The sequence below is a fragment of the Methylococcales bacterium genome (assembly GCA_030949405.1).
Taxonomy (GTDB): Bacteria; Pseudomonadota; Gammaproteobacteria; order Methylococcales; family Methylomonadaceae; genus WTBX01.
In genome coordinates this window covers 1,158,827-1,176,083 of the sequence record JAUZSN010000002.1, presented here as the reverse complement: position 1 = coordinate 1,176,083, position 17,257 = coordinate 1,158,827, and the positions used below count along the sequence as shown (strand labels likewise).

14 protein-coding genes and 1 tRNA gene are annotated in these 17,257 nt (G+C 39.0%); 6 read left to right on the top strand and 9 right to left on the bottom strand.

All coding sequences use genetic code 11. The features are described from left to right. Positions 1-117 precede the first annotated feature (117 nt). The 9 genes from rpoC to Q9M50_06170 all read right to left on the bottom strand — a co-directional run bounded on the left by rpoC (position 118) and on the right by Q9M50_06170 (position 12,086). Entirely contained in the window at positions 118-4,350 is a 4,233-nt protein-coding gene (gene rpoC, locus Q9M50_06210) for a DNA-directed RNA polymerase subunit beta' (protein MDQ7090226.1), read from the bottom strand. 66 nt (positions 4,351-4,416) lie between these two features. Next, positions 4,417-8,511 (bottom strand): DNA-directed RNA polymerase subunit beta, encoded by a 4,095-nt coding sequence (gene rpoB, locus Q9M50_06205; protein MDQ7090225.1) that lies wholly within the window; start codon positions 8,509-8,511, stop codon positions 4,417-4,419. 123 nt (positions 8,512-8,634) lie between these two features. Next, entirely contained in the window at positions 8,635-9,009 is a 375-nt protein-coding gene (gene rplL, locus Q9M50_06200) for a 50S ribosomal protein L7/L12 (GenBank protein MDQ7090224.1), read from the bottom strand. 75 nt (positions 9,010-9,084) lie between these two features. Beyond that, positions 9,085-9,612 (bottom strand): 50S ribosomal protein L10, encoded by a 528-nt coding sequence (rplJ, locus tag Q9M50_06195; GenBank protein MDQ7090223.1) that lies wholly within the window; start codon positions 9,610-9,612, stop codon positions 9,085-9,087. A gap of 207 nt (positions 9,613-9,819) precedes the next feature. Then, positions 9,820-10,512, bottom strand: coding sequence for a 50S ribosomal protein L1 (gene rplA / locus Q9M50_06190; protein MDQ7090222.1), 693 nt, complete (start codon positions 10,510-10,512; stop codon positions 9,820-9,822). Beyond that, complete coding sequence (gene rplK, locus Q9M50_06185; GenBank protein ID MDQ7090221.1) at positions 10,512-10,943, bottom strand: 50S ribosomal protein L11; 432 nt, start codon at positions 10,941-10,943, stop codon at positions 10,512-10,514. The genes rplA and rplK overlap by 1 nt, the downstream gene beginning before the upstream one ends. A 102-nt stretch (positions 10,944-11,045) precedes the next feature. Next, positions 11,046-11,579 carry a transcription termination/antitermination protein NusG gene (gene nusG, locus Q9M50_06180; GenBank protein ID MDQ7090220.1) on the bottom strand — a complete coding sequence of 178 codons (534 nt, stop codon included), beginning with the start codon at positions 11,577-11,579 and terminating at the stop codon, positions 11,046-11,048. A gap of 3 nt (positions 11,580-11,582) precedes the next feature. Next, complete coding sequence (gene secE, locus Q9M50_06175) at positions 11,583-11,963, bottom strand: preprotein translocase subunit SecE (protein MDQ7090219.1); 381 nt, start codon at positions 11,961-11,963, stop codon at positions 11,583-11,585. Positions 11,964-12,010: 47 nt separating this feature from the next. Next, a tRNA-Trp gene (locus Q9M50_06170) sits at positions 12,011-12,086 on the bottom strand. Positions 12,087-12,347: 261 nt separating this feature from the next. On the opposite strand from Q9M50_06170, the gene Q9M50_06165 reads away from it, so the two are divergent. The 6 genes from Q9M50_06165 (at position 12,348) to rimI (ending at position 17,249) form a co-directional block, all read left to right on the top strand. After that, complete coding sequence (locus Q9M50_06165) at positions 12,348-12,878, top strand: ACT domain-containing protein (GenBank protein MDQ7090218.1); 531 nt, start codon at positions 12,348-12,350, stop codon at positions 12,876-12,878. 4 nt (positions 12,879-12,882) lie between these two features. Next, on the top strand, positions 12,883-13,341 hold the full coding sequence (locus Q9M50_06160; protein ID MDQ7090217.1) for a peroxiredoxin: 459 nt from the start codon (positions 12,883-12,885) through the stop codon (positions 13,339-13,341). A 588-nt stretch (positions 13,342-13,929) separates the two neighbouring features. After that, on the top strand, positions 13,930-15,237 hold the full coding sequence (locus Q9M50_06155; protein ID MDQ7090216.1) for a sensor histidine kinase: 1,308 nt from the start codon (positions 13,930-13,932) through the stop codon (positions 15,235-15,237). Continuing rightward, a complete protein-coding gene (locus Q9M50_06150) occupies positions 15,234-15,878 on the top strand; it encodes a response regulator transcription factor (protein MDQ7090215.1) in 645 nt (214 codons plus the stop codon). Before Q9M50_06155 ends, Q9M50_06150 begins: the two co-directional genes overlap by 4 nt. Positions 15,879-15,963: 85 nt before the next feature. Then, the gene (locus Q9M50_06145) at positions 15,964-16,698 is read left to right on the top strand and encodes a uracil-DNA glycosylase (protein ID MDQ7090214.1); all 735 of its coding nucleotides are present in this window, start codon (positions 15,964-15,966) and stop codon (positions 16,696-16,698) included. Further along, positions 16,698-17,249, top strand: coding sequence for a ribosomal protein S18-alanine N-acetyltransferase (rimI, locus tag Q9M50_06140; GenBank protein ID MDQ7090213.1), 552 nt, complete (start codon positions 16,698-16,700; stop codon positions 17,247-17,249). Before Q9M50_06145 ends, rimI begins: the two co-directional genes overlap by 1 nt. Positions 17,250-17,257 lie beyond the last annotated feature (8 nt).

Sequence of the window (17,257 nt, the reverse complement as noted above, 5' to 3'; positions counted from 1 at the left end):
ACTGTTAGATAAGTTACCTGTCGATATAACCAGGCTCAAAATTACCTATTTAAATGCTCAGCTCATGTGAGCAGAGCATAATACGATTTTATTCAAGCTGGGTCAAGCATTATTTTGTTACTCCGTATTCAAAGCTTGTTTTAAAGCTTCCTCAACTTCAACGGCATTAACAGCGGCTACAGCCTCAGCACTTTTATTTTTTTCAGCCAAACGTTTTTTCTTTCTATGTTCATGGTAGGCAAGACCTGTTCCTGCAGGGATCAAACGCCCTACAATAACATTTTCTTTCAAACCATTCAGGTTGTCACCAATCCCTCTAACTGCCGCATCGGTTAATACCCGAGTCGTTTCTTGAAAAGAAGCCGCTGAAATAAAAGACTCGGTTGCCAAGGATGCTTTCGTGATTCCAAGTAAAACAGAATCATAACTTGCTGGAATTTTACCTTCTTTTTCCATTTGCTCATTGGTCGCATTAACAAACCCTCGCTCCGTTTGCTCCCCTTTAACAAAATCTGTTTGACCTGAAGCGGTAATCTCAACCTTTCTCAACATTTGTCGAATAATTGCTTCAATATGCTTATCATTGATTTTTACGCCTTGTAAACGATAAACATCTTGAATTTCTTTAACTAAATAACCAGCAAGTTCTTCAATACCTCTTAATCTTAAGATGTCATGAGGCGTGAGCTCACCTTCCGCAATAGTCTCACCCTTTTCAACAAATTCACCTTCAAAGACGGTGATATGTCGCCACTTAGGAACTAAAGTTTCAAAGGTTTCTCCCTCTGAATCGGTGATAACAATACGTTGCTTGCCTTTTGTTTCTTTACCAAACGAAACGGAACCCGTCGCTTCGGCTAGAATAGCAGGATCTTTCGTTTTTCGCGCTTCAAATAAATCAGCAACACGTGGCAAACCTCCTGTAATATCACGAGTTTTACTTGATTCTTGTGGAATTCTTGCAAGGACATCCCCGACATTAACTTTCCCACCATCTTTAATTCCTACAATCGCGCCAGAAGGTAAAAAGTACTGAGCAGGAACATCGGTTCCTGAAAGGTTAATGCTCTCATCTTCACTATCAAGCAATTTAACCATCGGTCTTAATTCTTTACCTGCATTTCCCCGCTGCTTAGGATCGGTGACGACTCTTGATGTCAACCCAGTCACATCATCTGATTTCTCTTGAACCGTAATTCCATCAACAAAATCAATTAATCGAACAAAACCATCAACCTCGGTAATAACAGGATGCGTATGCGGATCCCAATTAACAATGATGTCCCCGGCCTTGATTTTACTCCCATCTTTAACATTTAACACGGCACCGTAAGGAATTTTATAACGCTCTCTTTCACGTCCATATTCATCCATAACACCGACTTCACCTGAACGTGACACCGCCACTAAATTTCCTTCCTTATTAATGACTGTTTTCATGTTAGTTAAACGAACGGTTCCTCCGCCTTTAACTTGCACATTACTAATTGCCGCCGAACGTGATGCCGCTCCCCCAATATGAAAGGTTCTCATGGTTAACTGAGTACCTGGCTCACCAATAGACTGGGCAGCAATAACACCGACAGCCTCACCAATATTAACTAAATGTCCACGCCCTAAATCACGCCCATAACATTTAGCACAAACCCCTTGGCGACTTTCACATGTAATAATAGAACGAACCAATATTTGATCAATACTATTATCTTCCATCACGGCAACCCAATGCTCATCAAGCACTGTTCCGTCTTTAATTAATACATTCTCACCTGCAACATCCATCAAGTCACCGACAACAACACGTCCTAAAACACGTTCTGCCAACGGCTCAACAACATCGCCGCCTTCAATAATCGGGGTCAATGTTATACCGTGAGAAGTGCCACAATCGACTTCTAAGATCACTAAATCTTGAGCCACATCAACCAAACGACGCGTTAAATACCCTGAGTTTGCCGTTTTAAGGGCGGTATCCGCCAATCCTTTACGCGCGCCATGTGTCGAGATAAAGTACTGTAAAACATCTAAACCTTCTCTAAAGTTTGCTGTAATTGGTGTTTCAATAATTGAACCATCAGGTTTTGCCATTAACCCACGCATTCCAGCCAACTGTCGAATCTGTGCCGCCGAACCCCGTGCGCCTGACTCCGCCATCATGAAAATAGAATTAAATGACTTTTGCATCACTTTTTCACCATTCTCATCAAGAACTTGTTCGCCTTTCGCATCAAGAACTTCATCTTCTCCCAACGCTTCCATCATCACTTTAGCCACTTGATCACTCGCATGAGACCAAATATCAACCACTTTATTGTAGCGTTCACCGTCTGTGACTAAACCTGAAGAATATTGATTTTGAATTTCACGAACTTCAGCTTCCGATGTATTAATAATATTAACTTTTTTGGCAGGAATTTCCATATCATTAATGCCAAATGAAACGCCCGATCGAGTCGCATATTCAAAGCCCAAGTACATTAATTGATCGGCTAACACCACCGTATCTTTAATACCTAAATAACGATAACTAAAATTAATTAAGCGTGAGATATTCTTTTTAGTCATATCGACATTAACAATTTCAAAAGGCATTCCAGCGGGTAAAATTTCCCAGATAAGAATACGACCTACGGTTGTTTTTTGTCTACTGACCTTTTCCTCAAACTCACCTGCTTCATTTTTTAACTTTTCACAAATGCGTACTTCAATTTTTGTCTGCAATTCAACGGCTTTATTCCCTAAAGAACGCTGAACTTCATTGATATTAGCAAAAATAGAGCCTTCGCCACGCGCACTTACTTTTTCACGGCTAATATAATACAACCCTAAAACGATATCCTGAGTTGGATTAATAACTGGCTCGCCATTAGCAGGCGATAATATATTATTCGTTGCCATCATTAATGTCCGCGCCTCTAACTGCGCTTCAATAGATAATGGGATGTGAACCGCCATCTGATCGCCATCAAAATCTGCGTTAAACGCACTACAAACGAGAGGATGCAACTGAATCGCTTTACCTTCAATTAAGGTCGGTTCAAATGCTTGAATCCCTAATCTATGTAACGTTGGCGCACGGTTTAATAAGATGGGATGCTCACGAATGACTTCCTCAAGAATATCCCAAACTTCAACCCCTTCACGCTCAACCATTTTTTTAGCGGCTTTAATGGTGGTTGCTAGGCCACGTAATTGCAATTTACTAAAAATAAAGGGTTTAAATAGCTCCAATGCCATTTTTTTCGGTAAACCACATTGATGTAAACGCAAGGTAGGTCCAACTACAATCACCGACCGACCTGAATAATCAACCCGTTTACCTAATAAATTTTGACGAAAACGTCCCTGCTTACCTTTAATCATATCCGCTAAAGATTTTAAAGGTCGTCTATTCGTTCCTGTAATCGCACGTCCACGTCGTCCATTATCCAGTAAGGCATCGACGGATTCTTGTAACATTCGTTTTTCGTTACGCACAATAATATCAGGGGCATTTAAATCCAACAACCGATTTAAACGATTGTTTCTATTGATAACCCGACGATATAAATCATTCAAATCAGACGTTGCAAAACGCCCCCCATCCAAGGGAACTAAAGGACGTAATTCAGGCGGTAATACGGGTAAAACCGTCATAATCATCCATTCAGGACGATTATTTGAGGCCAATAACGATTCAATAACTTTTAAACGTTTTGAGAATTTCTTAGTTTTCGTTTCAGAATTCGTTGCATTGATTTCTTCTCGTAAAATACTGACTTCTTCTTTCAGCTTAATTGATTTTAATAAATCAAAAACCGCTTCCGCCCCCATTTTTGCATCAAATTCATCACCAAACTCTTCAACGGCATCTAAATACTCATCATCAGTTAGCAATTGTCCGCGTTCTAAGGTTGTCATTCCAGGGTCAAGTACAACAAAAGACTCGAAATATAAAACACGCTCAATACTCCGCAACGTCATATCTAACAACAATGCGATTCGTGAAGGCAGTGATTTTAAAAACCAAATATGTGCAACAGGGCTGGCTAAATCAATATGGCCCATCCGATCACGACGCACTTTTGATAATGTAACTTCAACGCCACATTTTTCACAAATAACGCCACGATGTTTTAAACGCTTATATTTACCACATAAACATTCATAATCACTAACAGGACCAAAAATTTTTGCACAAAACAAGCCGTCACGCTCAGGCTTGAAGGTACGATAATTAATGGTCTCAGGTTTTTTTACTTCCCCATACGACCACGAACGAATCATATCAGGTGATGCTAGACCGATACGGATACCATCAAAATCATCTGCATGACCTTGACGTTTTAAGAAATTCATTAAATCTTTCAAGAGCTTACCCTTTTTAATTGTTTATTTGATAGCCATCAAGCTATAGCTGCGTCATAAAAATCAGACTTAATTCTGCTCTAATTCAATGTTCACCCCTAACGAGCGTATTTCTTTAATCAATACATTGAAGGATTCAGGCATTCCTGCATCCATCGTATGATTGCCATCGACAATATTTTTATACATCCGAGTTCGACCTGAAACATCATCTGATTTAACCGTCAACATTTCTTGCAAGGTATAAGCCGCACCATAAGCTTCCAACGCCCAAACTTCCATTTCACCAAAACGCTGGCCACCAAATTGTGCTTTTCCGCCTAAAGGCTGCTGTGTTACTAAACTATAAGGCCCTGTTGAACGTGCGTGCATTTTATCATCGACTAAATGATTTAACTTCAACATGTACATATAACCCACTGTAATTTTACGCTCGAAGGCTTCGCCCGTTAAGCCATCATACAAAGTTACCTGACCTGCTTCGGGTAAATCGGCTAATCGTAACATTGTCCGAATTTCTTCTTCCGTTGCCCCATCAAACACAGGCGTTGCCATAGGCACTCCCGCAATAAGATTTTCCGCCATTTCCAATATTTCAGTGTCTGAAAAAGAATCCAAGTCTTCTTTACGTCCACTACTGTTATAAATTTTATCTAAAAAATCTCTAATCGTTTTTACTTTCTCTTTTTCTTGTTCATATTGAGCTTCTAACATTTTACCTATTTTAATGCCTAAGCCTTTCGCAGCCCATCCTAAATGAGTCTCCAATACTTGCCCGACATTCATCCGTGAAGGAACCCCTAATGGGTTTAATAAAATATCAATTGGATTACCATCTACGGTATAAGGCATATCTTCAATAGGTACAATCTGCGAAATAACCCCTTTATTACCATGACGACCCGCCATTTTGTCACCGGGTTGAATTCGTTTTTTAACCGCTAAATAAACTTTAACCATTTTTAATACCCCAGGTGCTAAATCATCCCCCATGGTAATTTTTTGACGTTTAATCTCAAATTTTGAATCAAATTCTTTACGCTGCTGCTCAACTTGTCCTACAACTTTTTCCAATTGTAAATTAACATCTTCATCATCAACCTTAATTTCCAGCCATTCTGAATGACGTAAACTGTCTAAGTAGCTTTTAGTAACAGGCATTGCTGTTTGCACTTTACCAGGCCCTGATACCAAAATTTTATCCATTAGAAACTCAGCAACTCGTGCATAAATATCTTCTTCAACAATTTTTAATTGGTCATCAAGATCTTTTTTGTAACGCTTAACTTCTGCCTCTTCAATTTCTAATGCACGTCTGTCTTTTTTAACCCCATCCCGTGTAAAAACTTGCACGTCAATAACGGTTCCACGCACGCTGCCTGGGACTCTTAACGAGGTATCCTTAACATCGGCTGCTTTTTCACCAAAAATTGCGCGTAATAATTTTTCTTCTGGCGTTAACTGGGTTTCACCTTTAGGCGTAACTTTTCCAACCAGAATATCGCCGCCTTTTACTTCCGCACCGACATAAACAATCCCTGATTCATCCAGTTTAGCTAACGCATCTTCACTTACATTTGGAATATCAGCTGTAATTTCCTCTGGGCTATGCTTCGTATCTCGAGCAACACAGGTTTTTTCTTCAATATGTATCGTTGAAAAGCGATCTTCTTTTACGACCCGCTCAGAAACTAAAATTGAATCCTCAAAGTTATACCCATTCCAAGGCATAAAAGCAATCAGCATGTTTTGCCCTAAGGCTAACTCGCCTAAATCCGTGGAGGGCCCATCTGCAAGAATATCACCTGCATTAACGCGGTCACCCAATCTAACTAAAGGCTTTTGATTAATACAGGTATTTTGGTTTGAACGGGTATATTTGGTTAGATTATAAATATCAACCCCAGGTATCCCTTCAACCGTTTCGTCGTTATTAACTCGTACAACAATTCTAGCCGCATCGACCGCTTCAATAGCACCGCCACGGTTTGCAACAACTGAAACCCCTGAATCTTTCGCAACAACACGCTCCATTCCCGTACCGACTAAAGGCTTCTCAGCTTTCAACGTAGGCACCGCTTGACGCTGCATATTCGACCCCATTAAGGCCCGATTCGCATCATCATGTTCTAAGAAGGGAATAATAGAGGCGGCGACAGAAACAATTTGTTTCGATGAAACGTCCATATACTGAACCGAATCAGAGGTCGCTAACGTAAACTCATCTTTATGCCGACAGGAAACCAAGCCTTCAATCAGTTTATTATTCTCATCCACCTTAACACTGGCTTGTGCAATAACATGCTCACCCTCGTCAATCGCTGATAAATAATCAACCGTATCGGTTACTTGACCATCAATCACACGGCGATAAGGCGTTTCTAAAAATCCGTAAGAATTGGTTCGCGCATAAACCGATAATGAGTTAATTAGACCAATATTTGGCCCTTCTGGCGTTTCAATAGGACAAACGCGACCATAATGTGTTGCGTGAACATCACGAACCTCAAAGCCTGCCCGTTCTCGCGCTAAACCACCTGGCCCTAACGCCGATACTCGACGCTTATGCGTGACCTGTGATAACGGGTTATTTTGATCCATGAACTGCGACAATTGACTGGAACCAAAAAATTCTTTAACCGCCGCCGAAACAGGTTTCGCATTAATAATTTCTTGCGGCATGTAACCTTCAGAGTCCGCTAACGTTAAACGCTCCCTTACCGCACGCTCTACTCGCACTAAACCTACACGAAATTGATTTTCAATCATTTCACCAACAGAACGAACCCGTCTATTACCTAGATGGTCAATATCATCGACAATTCCATTGCCATTACGAATATTAATAAGTTCTTTTAGAACATCAATAATGTCCTCTTTACTCAGTGTGCCACCCTCATCGTCTTTTTCTTCCCGATCCAAACGACGATTAAACTTCATTCGTCCCACCGCTGATAAATCATAACGATCTTCGGTGAAAAATAAATTTTCAAATAAGTTTTCAGCCGACTCTTTAGTCGGAGGTTCACCTGGGCGCATCATTCGATAAATTTCGACTAAGGCCTCTAAACGATTTGTGGTTGCATCCAAGCGCATGGAATTAGAAATATAAGGACCTCGATCCAAATCATTCACATACAGGGTTTTAATTTCACTGACCCCCGCACCAATCAAACGCTCTAATAACTCTTCTGATATTTCATCATTAACATTGGCAATAAGCTCGCCACTCTCCGTGTCAATGACATTATGTCCTAAAATTTTTCCATAAAGATAATCTTTAGGAACAACCAGTTTAGACAACTTTGCTTTCGTTATTTGTCTTACATGCTTAACCGTAATTCGACGGCCTTCCTCGACCAGAACTTTATCACCATCTTTAATATCAAATGCCGCCATTTCTCCCCGTAATCTTTCGGGAATAAAATGAAACTCACATTGATCCGCACTGAGGCTGAATCTATTCGTTTTGAAGAAAATATTAATCATTTCTTCGTTATCAAAACCTAACGAACGCAATAAAATAGTCGCAGGAATTTTACGTCGTCTATCAATTCGTACATAAACCGCATCTTTATGGTCAAATTCAAAATCTAACCAAGATCCACGATAAGGAATAACACGCGCATTAAATAATAATTTTCCTGATGAATGCGTTTTTCCCTTGTCATGATCAAAAAAGACACCCGGTGAACGATGTAATTGAGAAACAATCACACGCTCAGTTCCATTAATGACAAACGTTCCGTTATCTGTCATTAGAGGGAGTTCCCCCATATAAACTTCTTGCTCTCGAATATCCTTAACGATTTTTGCACTGACCGATGCTTCTTTATCGTAAATAACCAACCGAACCAAAACTTTTAACGGAGCAGCATACGTTGCGCCACGTTGCTGACATTCTTTAACATCAAAGGCAGGCTCTTCCAAGCGATAAGTAACATACTCAAGTACCGCATAGCCAGAATGGCTCACGATAGGAAAAACACTAGAAAATGCGGCATGTAAGCCCATATCGTCACGTTTTTCAGGTTTAACATCTGCTTGCAAAAAACTTGCATAAGAGTTAATTTGTGTCGCTAACAAATAAGGAACATCAAGTACTTCTGTACTTTTTCCAAAATTGTTACGAATACGCTTTTTTTCGGTAAAAGAATAGGCCATATTGCTTTTATACCTTCTGGTCAAGAGTGATTATACGGTTTATTACAAACAGTAAAAGGCCGATGATAAAAAATCACCAGCCCAATTAAAAAGGGTTTTCCCCCTTGTTTGTTCAGTCGATATTTATTTAATTTCGACTGCAGCACCTGCTGCTTCAAGGGCTGTCTTAACTTCTTCTGCTTCGCTTTTACTAACAGCGTCTTTAATCGTTGTTGGTGCGCCTTCAACAGCCGCTTTAGCTTCTTTCAAGCCTAATCCTGTAATCGCACGAACCGCTTTAATAACAGAAACTTTAGTTGCACCGAATGATGTCATCACGACATCAAACTCAGTTTGTTCCGCATCAGCGGCACCTGCATCACCTGCTGGAGCAGCAGCAGCAACAGCAACCGCTGCTGATACGCCAAATTTTTCTTCCATTGCTGAAATTAAATCAACAACTTCCATTACAGTCATGCCTGAGATTGCTTCCAAGATATCTTCTTGTGAAAGTGCCATTTTGTATTCCTCTGTTTCGTTTCAATTCGCTCTTTTTAAAATTAAGAGCGATTATTAATGTGATAAATTAGGGGCTTATGCCGCTTCTTTTTGCTCTTTAATCGCTGCAATAGTACGAACCATTTTTGAATTAGGCTCCGCTAAAGTACGAACAAGTTTTTCAACAGGTGCTTTCATCACCGACATCAACATACTTAATGCTTGATCTCGAGTAGGTAGACTGGCTAGTTTTTTCAATTCACTTGCGCCATAGACTTGTCCGCCTATAGAAACAACTTTTGTAACTAACTTGTCATGATCTTTTGAAAAGTCACTAATTAATCGCCCTGCACAGCCTGGATCTTCCATTGAAAATGCAAGAATTAAAGGGCCTTTTAAACCCGCTTGCATACATTCAAACTCAGTTCCAGCAACAGCACGTCTTGCAAGTGTATTTTTAACCACTCGCAAATAAACCCCTGTCTCTCTTGCTATTTTACGCAATTCGGTGAGTTCCGTTACCGTTAAGCCACGATATTCTGCTGCAACAGCCGAATGTGCTTGCGCGGCGATGGTAGCAACTTCTTCGACGACAGCTTTTTTGTCATCCAATATTAATGCCACACTTACCTCCGATAATTTTCTAAGTTCCCTTAGAATTAATAAATCGCATCCATTACAAATGCCCCACAGTCTCTTTCACTAGATTATCCAGTTTAAGTTTCTGTCTGCGTAGGATTATTAAGCAATTAAGTTTTGATTAAAAACGACTTATCGCCCCTACGGTCTTTGACAGTTACCGATAAATCGGCAACTCAAAGTTTAATTACCTTACTCGCTAAAACCGCTTATATCAATACACAAGCCAGGTCCCATCGTTGAGGATAAAGTCACTTTCTTTAGATAAATCCCTTTCGCAGACGCAGGCTTTGCTTTTCTCAAATCAACTAACAAAGCTTCTAAATTTTGTAAAATGGCTTCCGCTTCAAATGAAACTTTACCAATCGTACAATGAATAATTCCACCTTTATCATTACGATAGCGAACTTGTCCTGCTTTCGCATTTTTAACAGCCGTTGCAACATCAGGTGTGACAGTTCCAACTTTAGGGTTAGGCATTAAACCACGAGGCCCTAAAATTTGTCCTAATTGACCCACAACACGCATTGCGTCAGGAGATGCAATAACAACATCAAAATCCATTTCGCCTTTTTTAACTTGGTCAGCTAAATCATCCATTCCCACAATATCTGCACCTGCCGCTGTTGCCGCATCTGCATTAGGACCTTGGGTAAAAACGGCAACACGTACTGTTTTTCCTGTCCCTTTAGGAAGGACAGTTGCGCCACGAACATTTTGATCTGATTTTCGCGCATCAATCCCTAAGTTGATACTAATATCAACAGCCTCATTAAACTTAGTCGAGGTAAATTCTTTTAATATCGAAACCGCTTCTATAACTGTATATAACTTAGTTACATCTACTTTTTCTTTAATTAATTTTTCTTTTTTAGACATTGCCATTAGAGACCCTCCACTTCAAGACCCATGCTTCGCGCACTGCCTGCAATTGTTTTAACTGCCGCATCCATATCAGCTGCATTAAGATCTTCCATTTTAGTCGTTGCAATCGCTTCCAATTGCTCACGCGTAACCGTTCCGACTTTCACAGTATTAGGTGTTCCGCTGCCCTTTTGAAGCCCCGCTGCCTTCAACAATAAGACCGAAGCGGGAGGCGTTTTAGTAACAAAAGTAAAACTTCTATCCGCATAAACCGTAATGACAACAGGAATCGGCATCCCTTTTTCAGTATCTTGTGTCTTGGCATTAAATGCTTTACAAAACTCCATGATATTAACCCCGTGTTGACCCAATGCAGGGCCGACGGGAGGACTCGGATTTGCTTCACCCGCTTTAACTTGTAGCTTAATATAAGCTTGTATTTTTTTCGCCATTATTTACTCCAAAACGGGTACAAACGCATTATCAGCTCCCCAAACAAACAAAAATCTCTATCCTCGAAAAGATAGAGATTCCTTGATTTTTTACTTAAAAAGTTAAGCTTTTTCGACCTGTGAAAACTCTAATTCAACAGGCGTTGCTCGCCCAAAAATCAACACAGAGACTTTTAGTCTATTTTTTTCATAATTTACATCTTCAATATCACCGTTAAAATCTTTAAACGGCCCATCAATAATTCTGACCACTTCACCGACTTCAAATAAGACTTTAGGTCTGGGCTTGTTAACCCCATCTTCGACTCGGCTCAAAATTAAATTGGCCTCTTTATCTGAAATAGGAGCAGGTCTATCCGATGTTCCGCCAATAAAACCTAATACTCGCGGGACATCTTTCACTAAATGCCACGTTTCATCGGTTAGTTCCATTTGAACCAATACATAACCTGGAAAAAATTTACGATCGCTTTTGCGCTGCTGTCCCATTCGCATTTCAACCACTTCTTCCGTAGGAACAAGAATTTTACCAAAATGTTCTTGCAAGCCTTCGCGCTCTACTCGCTCTTCCAAAGCTTCTTTAACTTTACCCTCAAAATTAGAGTAAGCGTGAACTACATACCAACGTAAAGCCATTTTTTATCCCTGTCCTGTTAGGAGACGAATACCCCAAAAAAGAAACATATCAAGCAACCACAAAACCAACCCAACCATAAAAACCATTCCAAAAACTAATAAAGTCGTCCGAACTGTTTCTTCGCGTGTTGGCCAAACGACTTTCCTTACTTCCTGCTTAGCCTCCAACATAAAGGCCCATGTATTACGTCCAAATCCTGTTGTTAGTATTAACCCTATTGCTACGATAACAACAAAGACTAAACCTAAAACACGATAAAGTAATAATATTTCTGAAAAATAATAAAAAGCGGCTACAGCGGCAACCACAAAAAATAGAGAGAAAACTTGCTTAACAACATCAAACATTTGTGTTGTTTCTTCTGTCGCTGCTTGTGCACTCATTTGAATAATTTGGGTAATAGATAGAAACTTGTTGACTGAGTTTAGAATGGCAGGCCAGGAGGGACTCGAACCCACAACCTGCGGTTTTGGAGACCGCTGCTCTACCAATTGAGCCACTGACCTAATTCATAAACTCTAAAGAACTAAGAATAATACATTATCGACAACAACTATTCAAGTTTTTTTTAATATTTTTTTTAGTTCTATTGTCAGTTCTATCATCAGGACAGTTAAAAAATGACTTAAATTGAAAACCAATAACCTAATTACCGTGTACAATTGGCCCCATAAAATTAAAATCTATTAGTAATGGTAACGTTTTAATCAATTTTCATTTAGCTCCAAAGATAACCTTCACTTAAAATCTAAGGAATACAAATAACCATGCATCTTGCCATCACCGCCTTAAGTCAATCTCCCACTCACTTTATTGCTGATATCCTCGAAGCGGTTACCCACTGTCATTGTAATATTTTAGAATTGCGTTCCACTCACCTTGAGAAATCAGCGATTGCGGCTTATCTATTGGTTGAAGGTAACTGGAATCATCTTGCGAAGCTTGAATCCATATTGAACAGTTTACAAAAACGGCTCAATGTACAAATTCATACGCAACAAACGAAAACGCTTAATTTAAAAAAACCGTATATTACTTATAAGCTAGAAACGATTTCGATTAATCAACAAAATATCACTCAAGATATTATTACCTTTTTGTCCACTCGTAATATTTTGATCGATGAAATCAAGGCCAGTTGCCGTCCCGACTACACCACCCAAACGTCTATTTTTTCCAGTTATTTTATACTATTAATTCCTGTTGATATTCAGTTATCGGTATTACGGGAAGAAATTCTCAATTTCTGTGATGATTTTAATTTAGATGCTATTTTTGAACCTGTAAAATACTTATAAACTTATGACTAAGCCAATCAATTTTTCAGCCGATGCAACGGGCAATAAAACGATTCATTTGAGTGATTATCAAGGTAAAAATTTAATTTTATATTTTTACCCCCGCGATAATACCTCTGGATGCACTCAAGAAGGAAAGGACTTTAAGGATCATTTTGAGGAATTTAATGATTTAAATTGTGTTATTTTAGGTGTTTCCCGTGATAGTGTTCGCGTACATGAAGGGTTTAAAGCGAAACATGAATTTCCATTTGATTTACTCTCCGATAAGGATGAGGTTTTATGCAAATTATTTGATGTGATTAAAATGAAGAATATGTATGGAAAAAAAGTTTATGGGATAGAGCGCAGTACTTTTTTATTTGATGAACAAGGTGTTTTACAATATGAATGGCGTAAGGTTAGGGTTAAAAATCACATAGAAGAGGTTTTAAACACGTTAAAATCCAACCTATCCAATTAAGCTTCCTACGTTTAATCTCGCTCAAAAATAGACCATTCTCAACGTGATATAGAAGAATCCCAAAGGTTGTATCACAACAACCTTATGAGGCTTACAAAATACAATGCCAATAATGGGGTGATTTTTCCCTGTTCATTTTGATATTTTCACCGTTATTATTCGCTAATAACAGATCGAATTATTAAATCACTTACCATAAAAAGTTTACGATACCACAAAATGTTGAACTCTTTGCCATTGAAGACCCCACGTTATGATGAAGGCGATGTTCATACTAATTGTGGCCTGCCCTTATTATTAATGGGGCAAGAAAAACTAAGCCAATTAATACAATCTTAGAAACTAAAAATTCTGGCTACCCGCTTAAGGTCGGACAACAGTAATTTTATAAGGGTAGAAACGCAATGCTTTTGCATCTCTGACCTTGATGTATAAACTCACGTTTATATTAAAAACTCCTGAGACTTGAGGCATCGTGTCTCTACTCATTTTTATTCCATCCGACGTAACTCGCCAAAAATTTTACGTAATTAAATCGTCTACTTTATGAATCATAATGATACTTTATTCAAAGAAGCGGTTTAACGCATGAGTTTACGCAATCAAATTAGCATTAGAATCTTATTCTTTTCACTCTTTATTCTTCTACTCGGTGGCTCTGTTAGTATATGGCAAGCACGCCAAGCGGTTGATAAGGAAGTCGATTCGTCTATTAACCTCGTCTTACAATTAATTAAAATAGGCACTGAAACCGCTAAAATTCATCAAACTGCATGGATATATCACTTAAGTAGTTTAGAGCAAACGCGACATTTGACGATTCAACTTAAAATGCCTTCAAATGAAATTATTAATATCAGTCATCAATCCCAATTAAAAATAAAAAATAACCCCTCGCCCCATTGGTTTACAAATTTAGTTATCGGTCAATATTTAAAAGTTGAGCATCCCATTAAAACCTTTGATAATAAAATTTTAACGCTAGTCATTCAAGCCAATCCTATGGATGAAATAGCGGAAGTCTGGCATGAAACCGTTGCTTTTTTTACGGCCATTTTATCGCTCATTTTACTCACTTTTCTTGCCGTGCAATTGGTGTTCAATAAAACCTTACGAACGATTCAATCCATTGTGGATCATCTTAATTATATTGAAACAGGGGATTATCAAAAAAGACTGCCTGTTTTTGCAACACAGGAATACAATGATATTGCTTTGGCAATTAACCACATGACAGGTGTTCTATATACAACTCAACAACAAAATCACGCATTAACTCAGCATTCATTAAAAATTCAAGAAGATGAACGACAATGGCTTTCTCAAGAGTTACATGACCAATTTGGACAATCACTTACCGCAATTAAAGTAATGGCCGTTACCGCTACGCATGAAAAATCAGACACCCAACAAATTACCACGACGATTATCGAAATTTGTGAGCATTTAATCACGATAGTCCGTTCAATGATGAAGCAGCTACATCCCTTGATGCTCACAGAACTGGGGTTAAAAGCCACGTTAGAGGATTTAGTTCACCATTGGAGAGCGAACACAACGCAGATTTCGTTTAAATTGCACTGTGATGAGGCTGTCGATAAAATAGACCCTTCCATTGTGATACATGTTTTTAGAGTCATCCAAGAAAGCCTAACTAATATTATCCGTCATGCTAATGCAAATCAGGTTACCATCCATTTAAATATCACTCCATCACCGAATACACTTCACTTATTAATTACCGATGACGGTCAAGGTTGTAACCTTACCCATATTCACTCGGGCTTTGGTTTATTAGGAATGGAAGAACGCATAAAATTACTGGGCGGCGACTTTAAAATTGACTCTGAAATTCATAAGGGGATGAAGATCATCGCCCAAATTCCATTAGAATGACCTCTAAAATAAAAGTCTTACTGGTTGATGACCATGCTGTCGTTAGAGCAGGTTTTAAATTGCTCTTAGCCACCTCGGCTAATATTGAAGTGATTGCAGAAGCCGATCGTGGTGAAGAAGCCATTCAACTTTATCAACACCATCAACCCGACATTATTGTGCTTGATTTATCTATGCCAGGTATTGGCGGCTTAGAAACCATTAAACGCCTCATCCAACGGGATAAGTTGATTAATATTCTCGTTTTTAGCGTTCATGATGAGTCGGTTTATGTCAGTCGCGCGTTAAATGCAGGGGCAAAGGGTTATATTACCAAAAATAGCGCACCTGAAATATTACCAGAAGCGATTATAAGTATTCAACAAGGACAACCTTATGTTGAAAAGGGGTTATTAAAAGAGACGCTGGACGTGTCTATTCCCTCGGGTTATCAAAACGTTATCCAAACATTTTCCGCGCGTGAATTTGATATTTTTAGACTGTTAGCCAAAGGATTAACCCCGCATAAAATAGCCGATGAACTTTGTTTGAGTTATAAAACCGTCGTAAACTATGTCACTCAAATTAAAAAGAAATTGCAAATATCCAGTATTGCTGAGTTAGCGCATGTCGCTGTGTTGCTGGGAATAATGAAATATTAAGGCGTGTTTTCGATTTGTACCGCCTACCTTATGTAAAATAACGCTATAATATCTATTTAATTTTTAGCTATTGCCCTTTCTAATAATGAATGAGACTTTACGCTTACACTATCTTGAGGCCATGGGAATTGAGTCTTGGTATTCTAAAAACGCCTCCAAGATAGAAACGCCTACTGAAAATAGGACACCGTGTCATCAAGTGGCCCCTATGCAACCGCCGCTTGCTAAGCCCGAACCATTAGCCCAACCGATACTCACGATTAATGATAACTGGTCCCAATTAGAACAGGATGTTCGTTCTTGTCAAAAATGTGAACTTTATCCTACCCGTAAGCAAACCGTTTTTGGCACAGGAAATATTACCGCCGATTGGCTATTTATCGGTGAAGCCCCGAATGAAACTGAAGATTTACAAGGCATTCCTTTTGTTGATAATGCAGGTTTATTATTCACAGAAATGATGCGGGCCATGAATTTAACGCGGGATGAAATTTTTATGACTAATATTTTGAAATGTAGGCCGCCTAATAGTCGTGATCCGCATGTGAATGAACTCAATCAGTGTCATGATTATTTAAAGCGACAACACGCCTTAATTAAACCCAAAATTATAGTTGCAGTTGGACGGGTTGCGGCTCAAAAATTACTTAAAACCCATGAACCCTTAAGTAAACTCCGTGGCGTAGTTCATACATTCGATCAGACCCCTCTTATTGTTGTTTATCATCCTGCTTATTTATTACGTTCCCTGAGTCAAAAACGGGCTGCGTGGCAAGATTTACAGCTTGCTTTAAAAACTTACCAGCAATTACCCCACTAATGAATTTATTAAACCTACTTAAAAATTTTGTCACTTATGATGCCGATAGAGAGTTTTACGCTAAAGTTTTTCCTGATTCTGTGAAGGCGGTTGATTTGGCTCAGTTACGAAAAATGCACAAGGATGATCTCCCGCCTATTTTAAAAATTGAAGCCAAAAACTATCAATACCCTTGGAGTGAGGCTATTTTTAAAGATTGCTTTATTGCAACCAGTTATAGTTGCTGGGTCTGTGAAAATGAGCGTCAAGAAATTATCGGTTATGCTATTTTATCAACTGGCGCGGGTGAAGCCCATATTATCAATATTTCAGTGGATCCTCTAGTACAAGGACAAGGTATTGGTCAAAAAATGATGCAGCATTTAATTGCTATAGCCCGTAAAAAAGCCGAAACAATGTTTTTAGAAGTCAGACCTTCAAATTTAGGCGCGATTAAATTATATAATTCATTAGGATTTAATGAAGTCGGTCGGCGAAAAAACTATTATCCCGCCGAATCAGGCCGCGAAGATGCGGTTATTTTAGCCTTAGAATTGGTCAGTCTTTTTTAATTGAATTG

Excerpts from the sequence above, each read along its gene's own strand:
- Q9M50_06145 (MDQ7090214.1), top strand. The coding sequence starts at position 15,964 with ATGAATGAGACTTTACGCTTACACTATCTTGAGGCCATGGGAATTGAG.
- nusG (MDQ7090220.1), bottom strand. The coding sequence starts at position 11,579 with ATGGCTTTACGTTGGTATGTAGTTCACGCTTACTCTAATTTTGAGGGT.
- Q9M50_06160 (MDQ7090217.1), top strand. The coding sequence starts at position 12,883 with ATGACTAAGCCAATCAATTTTTCAGCCGATGCAACGGGCAATAAAACG.
- rplL (MDQ7090224.1), bottom strand. The coding sequence starts at position 9,009 with ATGGCACTTTCACAAGAAGATATCTTGGAAGCAATCTCAGGCATGACT.
- rplA (MDQ7090222.1), bottom strand. The coding sequence starts at position 10,512 with ATGGCAATGTCTAAAAAAGAAAAATTAATTAAAGAAAAAGTAGATGTA.
- Q9M50_06155 (MDQ7090216.1), top strand. The coding sequence starts at position 13,930 with ATGAGTTTACGCAATCAAATTAGCATTAGAATCTTATTCTTTTCACTC.
- rpoB (MDQ7090225.1), bottom strand. The coding sequence starts at position 8,511 with ATGGCCTATTCTTTTACCGAAAAAAAGCGTATTCGTAACAATTTTGGA.
- Q9M50_06150 (MDQ7090215.1), top strand. The coding sequence starts at position 15,234 with ATGACCTCTAAAATAAAAGTCTTACTGGTTGATGACCATGCTGTCGTT.
- rplK (MDQ7090221.1), bottom strand. The coding sequence starts at position 10,943 with ATGGCGAAAAAAATACAAGCTTATATTAAGCTACAAGTTAAAGCGGGT.
- Q9M50_06165 (MDQ7090218.1), top strand. The coding sequence starts at position 12,348 with ATGCATCTTGCCATCACCGCCTTAAGTCAATCTCCCACTCACTTTATT.
- rimI (MDQ7090213.1), top strand. The coding sequence starts at position 16,698 with ATGAATTTATTAAACCTACTTAAAAATTTTGTCACTTATGATGCCGAT.
- secE (MDQ7090219.1), bottom strand. The coding sequence starts at position 11,963 with ATGAGTGCACAAGCAGCGACAGAAGAAACAACACAAATGTTTGATGTT.